This window comes from Microbulbifer salipaludis (assembly GCF_017303155.1).
Lineage (GTDB): Bacteria > Pseudomonadota > Gammaproteobacteria > Pseudomonadales > Cellvibrionaceae > Microbulbifer > Microbulbifer salipaludis.
In genome coordinates, this window is the sequence record NZ_JAEKJR010000003.1 from 75,214 (window position 1) to 88,258 (window position 13,045).

The 13,045-nt window shown below is 58.0% G+C and carries 9 protein-coding genes; 3 read left to right on the top strand and 6 right to left on the bottom strand.

Translation table 11 applies throughout. The annotated features are described in order from the left end of the window. Positions 1–14: 14 nt before the first annotated feature. Genes sdhA through sdhC form a run of 3 tightly spaced genes read right to left on the bottom strand, consistent with a single transcriptional unit; the run spans position 15 to position 2,527 of the window. On the bottom strand, positions 15–1,787 hold the full coding sequence (sdhA, locus tag JF535_RS15595) for a succinate dehydrogenase flavoprotein subunit (RefSeq protein ID WP_066962773.1): 1,773 nt from the start codon (positions 1,785–1,787) through the stop codon (positions 15–17). A gap of 3 nt (positions 1,788–1,790) precedes the next feature. Continuing rightward, on the bottom strand, positions 1,791–2,159 hold the full coding sequence (gene sdhD / locus JF535_RS15600; RefSeq protein WP_207004002.1) for a succinate dehydrogenase, hydrophobic membrane anchor protein: 369 nt from the start codon (positions 2,157–2,159) through the stop codon (positions 1,791–1,793). Beyond that, entirely contained in the window at positions 2,153–2,527 is a 375-nt protein-coding gene (sdhC, locus tag JF535_RS15605) for a succinate dehydrogenase, cytochrome b556 subunit (protein WP_207004004.1), read from the bottom strand. The genes sdhD and sdhC overlap by 7 nt, the downstream gene beginning before the upstream one ends. A 657-nt stretch (positions 2,528–3,184) precedes the next feature. Between sdhC and gltA the strand changes: the two genes are divergently transcribed. Next, entirely contained in the window at positions 3,185–4,474 is a 1,290-nt protein-coding gene (gltA, locus tag JF535_RS15610; RefSeq protein ID WP_066962764.1) for a citrate synthase, read from the top strand. Between the two features lie 94 nt (positions 4,475–4,568). Here the strand turns inward: gltA and JF535_RS15615 are convergent, their stop codons facing one another. Together JF535_RS15615 and JF535_RS15620 are read right to left on the bottom strand one after the other, a co-directional pair. After that, entirely contained in the window at positions 4,569–6,134 is a 1,566-nt protein-coding gene (locus JF535_RS15615; RefSeq protein ID WP_207004006.1) for a glycosyl hydrolase family 18 protein, read from the bottom strand. A gap of 90 nt (positions 6,135–6,224) precedes the next feature. Further along, positions 6,225–9,098, bottom strand: coding sequence for a glycosyl hydrolase family 18 protein (locus JF535_RS15620; protein ID WP_242524051.1), 2,874 nt, complete (start codon positions 9,096–9,098; stop codon positions 6,225–6,227). A gap of 812 nt (positions 9,099–9,910) precedes the next feature. On the opposite strand from JF535_RS15620, the gene JF535_RS15625 reads away from it, so the two are divergent. Beyond that, positions 9,911–10,177, top strand: a complete 267-nt coding sequence (locus JF535_RS15625; RefSeq protein ID WP_207004009.1) for a hypothetical protein — start codon at positions 9,911–9,913, stop codon at positions 10,175–10,177. Positions 10,178–10,232: 55 nt separating this feature from the next. Here JF535_RS15625 and JF535_RS15630 read toward each other — a convergent pair whose 3' ends face one another. Further along, positions 10,233–10,448, bottom strand: a complete 216-nt coding sequence (locus JF535_RS15630) for a DUF3820 family protein (RefSeq protein ID WP_207004011.1) — start codon at positions 10,446–10,448, stop codon at positions 10,233–10,235. 227 nt (positions 10,449–10,675) lie between these two features. Between JF535_RS15630 and JF535_RS15635 the strand changes: the two genes are divergently transcribed. After that, a complete protein-coding gene (locus tag JF535_RS15635) occupies positions 10,676–12,997 on the top strand; it encodes a S46 family peptidase (protein WP_422880019.1) in 2,322 nt (773 codons plus the stop codon). Positions 12,998–13,045 lie beyond the last annotated feature (48 nt).

Consider the following 13,045-nt stretch of genomic DNA (forward strand, 5'->3'; position numbering starts at 1 on the left):
TTTCCGCTCCCGAATTAGTAGGTACGCGCTTTCGGTTCGAAAGCATCTACGGTGTTGGGCGCAAAGTTCACGGCACGCTTGCCTACCCGCTTCTCCCCTGGGAAGAACATGGAGTGACACAGCCAGTTTTCGTCATCGCGCTCCTGGAAGTCTTCGCGGGCATGCGCGCCGCGGCTCTCGGTGCGGACTTCCGCAGCGATCGCAGTGGCCTCAGCCACTTCCAGCAGGTTTTGCAGTTCCAGCGCTTCGATACGCGCGGTATTGAAGGCACGGGACTTGTCGTCGAGGCGAACATTGGCAATGCGCTCGCGCAGGTCTTCCAGTTTCTTCACACCGTCGGCCATATAGTCGCCGCGGCGGAATACGCCGAAATGGTTCTGCATGACATTCTGCAGTTCGCTGCGCAGCCCTGCCGCACGCTCACCGTCGTTGGTGGTCTCGAGACGGTTCAGGCGCGCCATGGCGGCTTCAATATCGGACTCGGAGGCTTCGCGGTTCTCGATGCCTTCGCGCAGGGCCTTCTCGATGAACAGGCCAGAGGCGCGACCGAATACCACCAGGTCGAGCAGGGAGTTACCGCCCAGGCGGTTGGCACCGTGTACAGAAACACACGCAACCTCACCACAGGCGTACAGGCCTTCGATCACCTGATCGTTGCCGGAGGCGTCCTGTGTCAGGGCCTGGCCATGCACGTTGGTCGGAATACCACCCATCATGTAGTGGCAGGTGGGCACAACCGGGATCGGGGTGTGTACCGGATCCACGTGTGCGAAAGTCTTGGCCAGTTCACAGATACCCGGCAGGCGGCTGTGCAGCAGCTCTTCACCCAGGTGGTCCAGTTTCAGGAATACGTGATCGCCATTGGGGCCGGCACCGCGACCATCGAGGATCTCCAACACCATGGAGCGGGCGACCACGTCGCGTCCGGCCAGGTCTTTGGCATTGGGTGCATAGCGCTCCATGAAGCGCTCGCCGTCCTTATTGATCAGGTAACCACCTTCACCGCGGCACCCTTCGGTGACCAGGGTTCCGGCACCGTAAATACCGGTGGGGTGGAACTGCCACATCTCCATATCCTGCACCGGCACACCTGCGCGCAGGGCCATACCCACGCCGTCGCCGGTATTGATATGCGCATTGGTGGTGGAGGCGAAGATACGACCAGCACCGCCAGTGGCGAATACTGTAGCCTTGGACTTGATGAAGACCACTTCGCCATCTTCGATACAGATGGCAATAACGCCGACTACCGCACCGTCCTGATTTTTCACCAGGTCTACCGCGAACCACTCGTTCAGGAATACGGTGTTGTGCTTGACGTTGTTCTGATAAAGGGTGTGCAGCAGCGCGTGACCGGTACGGTCCGCAGCCGCACAGGTACGTGCCGCCTGACCGCCGCGACCGAAGTCCTTGGACTGGCCACCGAACGGACGCTGGTAGATACGGCCTTCATCGGTACGCGAGAACGGCAAGCCCATGTGCTCGAGCTCAAATACCGCCTCCGGACCCACCGAGCACATATACTCGATAGCGTCCTGGTCACCGATATAATCGGAGCCCTTGACGGTGTCATACATGTGCCAGCGCCAATCGTCATTGGGGTCATCACTGGCAATTGCACAGGTAATACCGCCCTGGGCAGATACCGTATGCGAGCGAGTCGGGAATACCTTGGTGATCACCGCCGTCTTGAAGCCGGACTGGGCCATCTGCAACGCCGCGCGCATGCCCGCGCCGCCGCCACCAATTACGATACCGTCAAAGGTTATTGTTCGCATATTCGACATTACTTACACACCCCACAAAATTTCAATGCCCCACACCGCATAGAACACGGCGACCGCGCCCAGCAGTACTTCAACCAGGATACGCAGAACGGTCGCTTTGCCGCCCATCATCCGGTTGGTGAGGTAGTCAGTAACCACGGACCAGAGGCCAATCCAGGCGTGGGCAATTGTGGAGAGCAACGCCACCAAGCTGAATACTCGCACCCAGCGCTGCTCGAACAGCGCGGACCAGCTGGCGTAGCTGAAGTCTTTGGAGAGAAAAATGAAACCCACTATAAAGAGGGTGTAAGCCACCAGCACCAGAGCGCTGATACGCTGAATAAACCAGTCATACAGACCACTGCGGCCGAAACCAGTAACCGCCTTTACCATACCAGAACCCCCGCCAAGAGAATGAGCACAACAGAAAGCACCAGCACGATGACGGCGCCGCGGCGGCCACCCTCGAGACTCTCACCCACGCCTGCATCCATCAACAGGTGACGCACACCCGCGATCAGGTGGTAAATAAGCGCAGCCAGTGCAGCCAACAACACCAGTTTGGCCGGCACACTGGAAAAGGAGTCGGCGACTTTTTGGAAACCCTGCTCAGATTCCAGACTGGAATCCAGCATATACAAAAGAAGTGCGACCACGGCGAAGAGCACCACACCGGAAATACGATGCAGAATAGAAACCAACGCGGATGCAGGGAGCTTGATAGTAGAAATGTCTAAATTGACAGGTCTGTTTTTGTTCACAGGAAAAACACCTTGTTGCCCTGAAAGACGGGGCGCCCGTTAAAAGTTGAGAGTGCGGGCGAGCTTGCTGATTACTATACATACAACCTGTAGAGGTCTTGTACAAAGTGGTCTTACCACGGCGCAAGCCGCGCGGATTATAGGCATTCAAACTTCAAAACACAACGAACCGCCTGCCCGTTGTGGCGGCTTTGTACCAGTTGCAATCCGTGCCACACACTCGACCATGGTATGAAACGATCATTTGAGCGGAACCGATTTTCCGCGCCAGATTCCGCTCTCCGTTACCTTTCATGCAGGCAAAATCCCTGCCACTACCGCCCAGCACCGAAGATCCTGCGGGTGCAGAACCGGCCAGCCATTTCAATTTGGTTTGACAATTTGTGGCGTGGCACTTAAGTTTGGCCGCGCTCAAAAGCCCGCTAGCCCCATATCCGCGCCGGATGCCGCCAACGAAGGCCCTCCGAGCCCGCAGAATCCGGCACTTTCCGGGTGATGCATGCGTACAGAAACCACCTGAACCGCCTTACCCATAAAAAGGTGATCACAGGTGAGCGCGGAGCGCGCCCCAATCCGGGCCGTCGAATCACCGAGATCATCCAGTGATTTGTGTGGAAATAAGAAAGCTGGCAAAAGAATAGTTTTTAGGAGTCCACAATGTCCGACAAGAAAGCTCAACTCACGGTAGACGGTATTGATGCCCCCTTTGATCTGCCGGTTTACTCTGGCACTGCCGGTCCCGACGTTGTTGACGTCAGCAGCCTGGCGAGCAAGGGCCTGTTTACCTACGACCCGGGCTTCATGTCCACTGCCTCCTGTGAATCCAAGATCACCTATATCGATGGCGCCAAGGGCGTACTGCTGCACCGCGGCTACCCCATCGAGCAGCTGGCGGAAAAGTCTGACTATCTGGAAACCTGCTACCTGCTGATGAATGGCGAACTGCCCAGCCCCGAGCAGAAGAAGGAATACGTCAACAGCATCATGAACCACACCATGGTCCATGAATCTCTGGTCAACTTCTTCAAGGGCTTCCGCTACGATGCCCACCCGATGGCCATGATGTGCGGCGTTGTCGGCGCCCTCGCCTCCTTCTACCACGACTCCCTCGACATCACCGATCCCGAACACCGCAAGATCTCTGCGGATCGCCTGATTGCCAAGATGCCGACCCTGGCCGCCATGTGCTACAAGCACAGCAAGGGCCAGCCGTTCATGTACCCGGACAACAGCCTCAGCTACTCCGAGAACTTCCTGCACATGATGTTCGGCAACCCTTGTGAGCCGAGCAAGATCGACCCGGTTGTGGCCAAGGCCATGGACGTGATCTTCCTGCTGCACGCCGACCACGAGCAGAACGCCTCTACCTCTACCGTGCGTCTGGCCGGCTCCTCAGGCGCCAACCCCTTCGCCTGTATCTCCTCCGGTATCGCCACCCTGTGGGGCCCGGCACACGGCGGCGCCAACGAAGCGGTACTGAACATGCTGCAGGAGATCGGCGACGAGAGCCGTATCGACGAGTACGTGGCCAAGGCCAAGGACAAGAACGACCCGTTCCGCCTGATGGGCTTCGGTCACCGCGTGTACAAAAACTTCGACCCGCGCTCCCGCGTGATGCAAGGCATCTGCGACGAAGTACTGGGTGCCATGGGTGCCGAGAACGATCCGCTGCTGCGCATCGCCAAAAAGCTGGAAAAGATCGCGCTGGAAGACGAGTACTTCGTCGAGAAGAAACTCTACCCGAATGTGGACTTCTACTCCGGCATCATCATGAAGGCGATCGGAATCCCCACCGACATGTTCACCGTGATCTTCGCCACCGGCCGTACCGCTGGCTGGATTGCGCACTGGAACGAGATGATCTCCAACCCGTACAAAATCGGCCGCCCGCGCCAGCTGTACACCGGCTACACCGCGCGCGACTACGTTTCTGTGGAAGATCGCTAAGCGCATCTCCCCTGAAACAAAAAACCCGGCAAATGCCGGGTTTTTTTGTGCTCGCCATTTCCTTCGAAAGATGAAATGGCGCCTCCATTGCTTGTTACGGCAGGTTGTGCACGTGGCTACCCACCGGGCCCGAGAAGATTCCCCCGTCGTGCATATCCCAGTTGATGGACCAGGTCATCACACCATTGAAGGTCGGGTACGCTTGTGAAGGGGTCAGCGTGTCGCAGTTCAGCTGCTGGGTCAGGCAGTCCAGCGCACGATTGATATCCCCAGTGGTGGCAAAACCGCTACCTGCCGCGCGGGGCCCTGAGGGGAGCGCCAGGCCTACCTGCTCCGGGCGCAGCCCTTCAAAGAAGCCGGCGTTACCGTAGCCCAGCGGGAAGCCCTCAATCAGCATAAGCGCCGAAGACACCATCATATCCACCGAGCCGGCCGCATACGCCTGCCCGCGGTACGGCGTGGCAAGCCCACCGTTGTTGTACAGCTGCACATGCAACAGGTCCAGCTCATCACGCAGTTGGTCGATCATCGGCAGGTACGCGCCCCAGATACCGGTGTAAGACACATAGCCGCCCTGCACATAGGGGTGCTCTGGGGCCATAGACAGATACATGCCGGGATAACGCTGTTTTAACTGCTTGACCGCATTCACCATGTTCTGGATCACCGGTGCACCATGCATCACACCAGCGCCGGATTCCAGGTCGATGTCGATACCGTCAAAGCCGTACTCGTCAATCATCGCCGCCGTGCTGTTGACGAAGTTAGCCACGTTCTCCTCTGTGTTCAGCGTTACCGTGCCCTTCTCGCCTCCGTAGGAAGCAATCACGATTTTGCCCGCCGCGCGCTTGGCGGCCACATCGGCAATAAACTGCTGCTTGTCGAGCCCCGGATCCAGGTTGAACGCAATATTGCCGTTGCCCGCATCGTCCACAAACGCCACTACGATGACATCCCACACATCGGAGACTTCGCTAATCCTGTACAGGCCGGAACCGTTATCAAAGTTGTGCCAGTAGCCCACCAATGCGTGCTTCGGCAGCAGGCCGCTGTTGCCCCCAGAGGAAGATCCGCCCGAAGAGCTAGAAGAACCGGAGCTGCTGGAGGATGAGCTGGAACCGCCACCGGAAGAGCTACTGGAGGAAGAACTGCCACAGCTGCCAACCTGACTCCAGGCATCTTCCCAGTGGGCGCCCTCCCCGGGCGCATAGGCCCAGGCCGCGCTGGAGGAACACCAGCCGGCGATATTGCACTGAAATTCCTGCCCAACGTTTTGTACCAATTGCCCTGCCACATAACTGGTGCCCGCCACGTACTGCAGCGAAGTGCAGGAACCGCCACCGGAGCCACCACTGGAGCTTGAGGAGCTTGAGGAGGAACTGGAAGACGAACTCGAGGACGAGCTGGAAGAAGAGCTTGAGGATGAACCGCCATCGCAGGCACCATCGTACTTCCAGTGCGCCCAGGTGCCCGAGTGTGTTACCGGGTCATTGTTCTGGGTCCAGTAGTTGGCGGTATAGGCGTTGCCCAGGTGCTGTACCGAATTGCCACCCACATAGATGGCGCTCGCCTCCCATTGTGGGCGGGCACTGCAGTCCACCGCCGCTGCCTCGAACGCGAGCAGCCCGAGTACGAGCAAGCTCAGTAATTGCCTTTTCATAGTGTTTTCTCAGGTTATTTTTAAGATCTGTCGAAAGAACATCGAAAAGAACAGAGGGCGCCGTGGCGCCCTCTGGTTGCTGCTTACTGCTTAGTTACAGGTTGCGTCGCCGATCTCCTCCCAGTCGGAAGAACTGCTCGGGTCTTGCCCCTGGGTCCACCACTTGGCACGGTAGCGTTTGCCGTTGTGGTTCACTTCGTCACCCCCGTTGTAGGCGGTGCTGGCATTCCAGGGCACTTCCACATCGCTGACCAGTTTCCAGTCGGCAGCACTGAAGCCGGGCTCCTGCTGGGTCCAGTACTTGGCTTCCCACACCAGATTATCAAAGCTCACCCGATCACCACCGAGGTAGGTGCTACCGGACTGCCACGCGGGGAAGTTACCCGCATTCGGGTCGGTCATGTCACAGCCACCACCACCGGTACTGTTGGTTACGGTCACAGTGACGCTGGCACTGGCGCTGTCGATACCATCGCTCACGGTCACCGTGAGGGTGAAATCAGTATCGGCTTCCACCTGCGGTGCGGTGATGACGATGGTATCGCCGCTTCCACTGGCCATGCCGCTCCAGGTGTAGGTCAGCGCATCACCGTCGGCATCGCTGCCGGTTGCGGTGATGGAAGTGCTGGCACCTTCCTGAACAGTGACCTGTGCCGGTACGGAAACTTCCGGCGGTGTGTTCGCATCCGGCGGCAGCAGGAAGATGCTGACCTGATCCGGGGTAGCGTCACTCAGCGAGCCATCATTGACGTTCAGCTCAAATACCAGCTCCTGCTCGGCAGCGACTTCTGCGGCGGTGAAGCTCGGGCTGACCGCAGAGGTATCGCTCAGGCTGACACTGGCACCGGAGATCTGGGTCCAGCTGTAGGTCAGAGCATCGCCTTCGGGATCACTGGAAGCGGCACCGCTCAGGGTGACGGTGGCCGGCGTGATCACGATCTGGTCGGCACCAGCATCGGCACTGGGTGCCTGGTTCGGCTGGTCCGCGGCCACCATCACAGAAACCTGATCGGAGTCTGAAGCGGCGCCATCGGAGACGGTCAGTGCAAACACCAGTTCTTCGTCCGCAGTCACCGCTGGGGCGATAAAGCTGGCGGCAGCGCTCGTGGCGTTTTGCAGGGTCACACTGGTACCGGAAACCTGTGTCCAGCTGTAGCTCAGCGGGTCATTGTCCAGGTCACTGGAGGTGCTGCCATCAAGGGTAACGCTGGCACCACTATCGACACTCTGGTCACCACCCGCGCGCGCCACCGGTGCACGATTGTCGAAGCCATCGCCGTGGCCAAGACTCTCGTGCATGGCGTTCATGATGTCGCCGTTGTCGGCGTCGATTTCCCAAGAGAAGAGACCGGCCAGGTTGTTGGACTGTACATAGGCGCCCTTGGCCATCACCGAACGACGGTTGTCGTAGGTGATCAGGTCACCGGTACTCGGCTTGAAGATATACGGCGCTTCCGCGGCCGCGTCGTAATACTCCTCCCATTCGCCTGTGGCGATGCGGCCGACGATATCGCGGTAGTCCACAACCCCATCTTCCCAGGTGCCGCTCACCATGCCGGTGGCGGTACCGGTCATGTGATCGTTGCCAGTCCAGCCGGAAACACCGGTCCAGCCGCGACCATACATGGCGGCACCCACCACCAGCTTGCCGGGATCAACACCCAGGCCCAGCAGGTTCTGGATGCCGTTGTGGGTGGTGTAGTCGGTATCCGGGCGCCAGGTTGGCGCGTACAGAGCAGCCTGGTGACCCAGTACTTCGTTGCTCCAGCCGCCGTAGAAGTCGTAGGTCATTACGAAGAAGTAATCCATGTACTGCTGTACATCGGTGTAATCCACATCTTCGATCTTGTCGGAGCCTGCACCAATTGCAGAAGTGAGCTCGTATTTACGGCCAGTTTCCTGCTCCAGGCCGTCGAGCATGGCGCGCAGGTCGCGCATCAGCAGGCGATAGGTTTCACCATCGATCGCCGGGTCGCCGAGGCTCGGGTTGGCACCCTGGCCACCCGGGTATTCCCAGTCGATATCCACACCGTCGAAGAATTTCCAGGTGCGCATAAATTCTTCGACGGAATCGACGAAGGTTTTACGCTTGGCCGCATCGCTGAAGAAATAGAAGGGGTCGGACAGGGTCCAGCCGCCGATGGAAGGCAGAATTTTCAGGTCCGGGTAGGCCTGCTTCAGGGCCATCAGCTGGCCGAAGTTACCCTTGTAGGGATCCGAGAAAGTCTGGTCGGCCTGGGCTTTTTGCAGTGCGGCAAACGGATCGTGCAGGGAAACCTTGAAGTCCTCACGACCGGAACAGGAGCGCTGCAGGGCCTGGAAGGAGCCTTCGATTTCCTTGAGGCTGTCGTTGATACCGTCGCCACCACAAATGGGAATAAACCCGTAGATCAGGTGGGTCAGGTTGTAGGAAGGCATCATGTCGACGGAGAACTTGCGCCCGTATACGCCCCACTCCACAAAGTAAGTGCCCACCACTGAATTACTGGTGTTCTGGTATGGCTGGTTGTTTTCACCGGCGTTTACGGTGATCGGGTCCAGGTGGCTGCCGTCGGTGTCGGCAACTACGATGTCTTTCGCCGCGGAAGTCGCGCAGCCATCGTCGTTACACAGTGCCACCTGCAGGGAGTATTGTCCGCCCTGGGCAACCTGCAGTGTCGCGGAGCCAGTCTGGGTGGCACCACCGCTGACAGATTGTTCCAGCACCACTTCGCCGTTGAGCAGGTACTGTGCGGTGGTCGCCGGATCGCCGGACCACTTGGACCAGGCGACCGGTACTTCCGCATAGTCGTTGATCGTTACCAGCTGCTCGTAGGCAGTGGCCGCCTCATCGACTTCAATAATGGCGAAGCTGGTTTCCATCCAGTCGATGGTGGGAGCGCCGGGCGCGGCGATGGCAGAGGAGCTGGCGAGACCGAGCGCCAGGAGTGCGCGGCGCCAGTGGCTTGGAGTGAGCCCTTTCATTGATTGTCACCTTGTCGTTATCTTTTATGGGTAAGGATCTATCAACGAAGGCAGCGGTGTGCGATATCCGTCAAACCTCGACGGGCTTCACTGCCCTCGATGGAACGGCATGTAACTGCGTATGCCGGTACTGCTTGTTACTGTGGTATTCAATAACTTCTTGAACAGGTACCTCTCGACGCGCGGTCTGCAGCCCGCACAATGACATCGCTGTCATTTTTTCATAAAAATATGACAGCGATGTCATCAGGTTTTCACCTTACCCCGCTACCAGCCGACCTGACCAGCCCCCTCAGGCAGTCTTGAGAGGTAAGTCACACGCGGGGATCAGTTATTGGCGCTCAAATCTTCACCGGAATGAACACCGGACGGGAGGAAGCTTCCGATTTGCTTTCGCAACGAAATATCATCGGATGCCATGCACGACAGACGCACACCTCGAAGACACAACGGAAAAGCGGCCGACCTGCGTCGACCGCTTCGCCCCATTTTCCCAATCAAGCTGACTGAAACTTCCCGCTCTTTCACTCGCTGAAATCAATCAATTCCAGATCAGTGGTCACCCGCTGTGGGTCTATTTACGGTCATGTCCAGTCTCGGTTACGGACCGCTTGTTGTTGGCACTCCACCTCGTCTCGCGATGGGGGAGTCTTCCCGGGACTGTTACCAGTATAAGATTGGGCAGGCGCACCCCACACTTTTTTCTCATTTTTATCCCGAGTCCGCCTTTCCCCCATCGTTGCCGTTGGGAGGCCCGGGCGGCGACCATACACTCCCCCTGCGATATCGGAGCAAACGTAGACGGAGTATTTATGCAGTTTCAGACTCTCAAACACGCCGGCCTGGCTTCCGCGCTGGCGCTCTCTTTGACTACCGCCGGTTGTGCCAACATGAGCGATAGTGATCGCCGCGTCGGTACCGGCATTGGTATCGGTGCCGTAACCGGTGCCCTGGTTACCGGCAGACCCGGCGGTGCCGCGGTGGGTGCGGCACTGGGTGGTGCCGGTGGTTATCTGTACGACCGCGAGAAAAAACGTCGTTATTACTACGATCGTTACGGTCGTCGCGTCTATCGTTAAGCGCTGCGCACACTGGTTACATCACACGGAATGAACAATGGGCTCCTTGCGGGGCTCATTGTTTTTTCAGGGGTTTGACCAGGCCCTCCAGACCCTCAATTTTTATTTCCAGGGTCAGCGCCATCAGGTGCCCAAGCCGCCCGTGGGGGAATTCTTTTTTCGCAAACCACAGCAAATATTCTTCGGGCAGATCGATCAGCACCCGCCCCGCGTATTTACCAAATGGCATCTTGGTGCGCGCAATATCCACCAGGTCCTGCTTGTCCAACATCGTGTTCTCCCACCCCTTCAATCACCTTCCCGGTAGATTCTACACTGAGGGAGGCTTGTCTCAGCGCGTCTTCTCACTGACACGCAGATAATTTCAGTAACCGAACTTCTGTGGCAGTATCCGTGCTTACGGTCGCCACAGTGGCCGTTTATTTTTTGTGCTCCCGGGACAACCCCCGGCGCCATTGAACCCTGCAGACCACCAATAAACTGCTTGAAGGAATGACAGTGAATAACAACAAGCTCACGCAAAAATTTGGGCTGGCGCTCTCCATCGCCCTGCTCGCCGCCTGTGGTAAACCCGCGGATCCAACCGAATCACAGGCAGGTGCCGCCGGCAACAATACCCCTGCCACGGAAGCAGCACAGACCGACAGCGTTTCCGACGATACAGCCGCTGGCGTCTCCACCGAGGGCATGTGGATGCCCCGCCAGCTGCCGGAGCTGGGTGACAAGCTGAACGATCTCGGCCTCACGCTCGATCCGAAAACCATGACGGATCTCACCAAATTCCCGATGAATGCCGTGGTCAGCCTGGGTGGCTGTTCCGCCTCATTCGTGTCCCCCAAAGGCCTGGTGGCCACGAACCACCACTGCGCCTATGGCTCCATCTCCTACAACTCCACTGAAGACAACGACCTGTTGGCCAACGGCTTCCTCGCCAAAACCCTGGAAGAAGAAGTTCCCGCAGCACCGGGCTCGCGCATTTATGTCACCGTGGACATGAATGAAGTCACGGACAAGATCAACAGCAAGCTCAGCGATGGCATGGACGGAGCCACCCGCTTCAAGGCCATTGAAGATGCGGAAAAGGCGCTGGTGGCCGAATGTGAGTCCGACCCGGGCCACCGCTGCGAGGTGTACAGCTACTACGGCGGCGCCAGCTATTACCTGATCAAGCAACTGGCGATCCGCGATGTACGTCTGGTACATGCGCCCGCCTCCTCCATCGGCAAGTTTGGTGGCGATATCGACAACTGGATGTGGCCACGCCACACCGGTGACTACGCTTTCCTGCGCGCCTATGTGGGCACAGACGGCAAACCGGCGGATTTCGCCAAAGACAACGTGCCCTACCAGCCCAAGCATCACCTGACCGTGTCTACCAAAGGTCCGCAGGAAGGTGACTTCGTGATGGTGGCCGGCTACCCCGGGCGCACCAACCGCTACCGCACCGCAGAGGAAGTAAGCAACAACTTCACCTGGTACTACCCCACCATGCAGAAAGTACTGGCGGAGTGGTCCGAGGTGATCGGCAAGGCCACCGAAGACAACAAGGATGCAGCACTCAAGTACGCGAGCCTTGTAGCAGGCCTGAATAACTACGCCAAAAACTTCACCGGCATGATGGAGGGTTACAACCGCAGCGACCTGCTGAACCGTAAACAGCAGCTGGAAAAAGACCTGCAGGCATGGATCGACGCCAACCCGGAAGCCAGCAAACAGTACGCATCCGTCATCGCCGATCTGCAAAAGCTGATCAGCGAAAAGCAGTCCACACAGGAGCGCGATTTGCTGCTCGGCTACATGAACCGCTCCTCCATGCTCAGCGCAGCGCAACGCCTGTATCGCCTGAGCCTGGAAAAACAGAAGCCCAACATGGAGCGTGAGCCTGGCTATCAGGAGCGGGACATTACGCGCTTCACTGAAAGCATGAAGCGCATTGAGCGCAACTTCGCGCCGGGTGTGGATCAGGCCATCTGGACCTACTTCATCGAGCGCTACAACGCCCTGCCGAAGAACCAGCGCTTGGGCAGTTTCGATAGCTTCTTCAAAAGTGGGCTGAGTGGTGATGCACTGCAGCAGCAACTCTCGGCCATGTATGAGAAAACCGGCCTCACTGAAACCGAGAGTCGCCTCGCGTGGATGGAAAAGTCACCGGAAGAATTCCGCAATAGTGACGATCCGTTTATTCAGCTGGCGGTGGCCACCTATGACGACCGCTTGGCGATCGAACAGCACGATAAGGAAATGGAAGGCCGCTTCGCCGAAGTACGCCCGAAGTATATGGACCTGCTGATCGCCTACTACAATGAGCAAGGCAAGCCGGTTTACCCGGATGCCAACAGTTCCCTGCGCCTGACCTACGGCTTGGTGAAAGGCTACACCCCGCCTGCCGGCACTATCAAAGGCGCTGCAGATGGCAACGATGGCAAAGACGGCTTTGTCCCCTTCACCACCCTGCGTGGTATTGAGGCCAAATACACCGGTGAAGACCCGTTCGATGCGCCCCAGGCACTGCTGGAGGCGATTGAGAACAAGGATTACGGTCGTTTCTACGATGAAAAACTGGATTCCGTGCCGGTGAACTTCCTTACCACCGTGGACATCACCGGCGGTAACTCCGGTTCTGCCACCATGAACGGCAAGGGTGAATTCATCGGTCTGGTGTTCGACGGCACCTACGACAGCATCAATGCCGACTGGGACTTCAACGACAACACCCGCGCCATCCATGTGGATGTGGAATACATGCTGTGGGTAATGGAGAAAGTGGATCACGCCGATAATCTGCTGGAAGAGATGGGCGTAGCGGCGCCGAAGCAGTAATTCAGGCCGCAATAATAAAAAGCCGGCATTCGTGCCGGCTTTTTATTT

Excerpts from the sequence above, each read along its gene's own strand:
- sdhA (WP_066962773.1), bottom strand. The coding sequence starts at position 1,787 with ATGTCGAATATGCGAACAATAACCTTTGACGGTATCGTAATTGGTGGC.
- sdhD (WP_207004002.1), bottom strand. The coding sequence starts at position 2,159 with ATGGTAAAGGCGGTTACTGGTTTCGGCCGCAGTGGTCTGTATGACTGG.
- gltA (WP_066962764.1), top strand. The coding sequence starts at position 3,185 with ATGTCCGACAAGAAAGCTCAACTCACGGTAGACGGTATTGATGCCCCC.
- JF535_RS15615 (WP_207004006.1), bottom strand. The coding sequence starts at position 6,134 with ATGAAAAGGCAATTACTGAGCTTGCTCGTACTCGGGCTGCTCGCGTTC.
- JF535_RS15620 (WP_242524051.1), bottom strand. The coding sequence starts at position 9,098 with ATGAAAGGGCTCACTCCAAGCCACTGGCGCCGCGCACTCCTGGCGCTC.
- JF535_RS15625 (WP_207004009.1), top strand. The coding sequence starts at position 9,911 with ATGCAGTTTCAGACTCTCAAACACGCCGGCCTGGCTTCCGCGCTGGCG.
- JF535_RS15630 (WP_207004011.1), bottom strand. The coding sequence starts at position 10,448 with ATGTTGGACAAGCAGGACCTGGTGGATATTGCGCGCACCAAGATGCCA.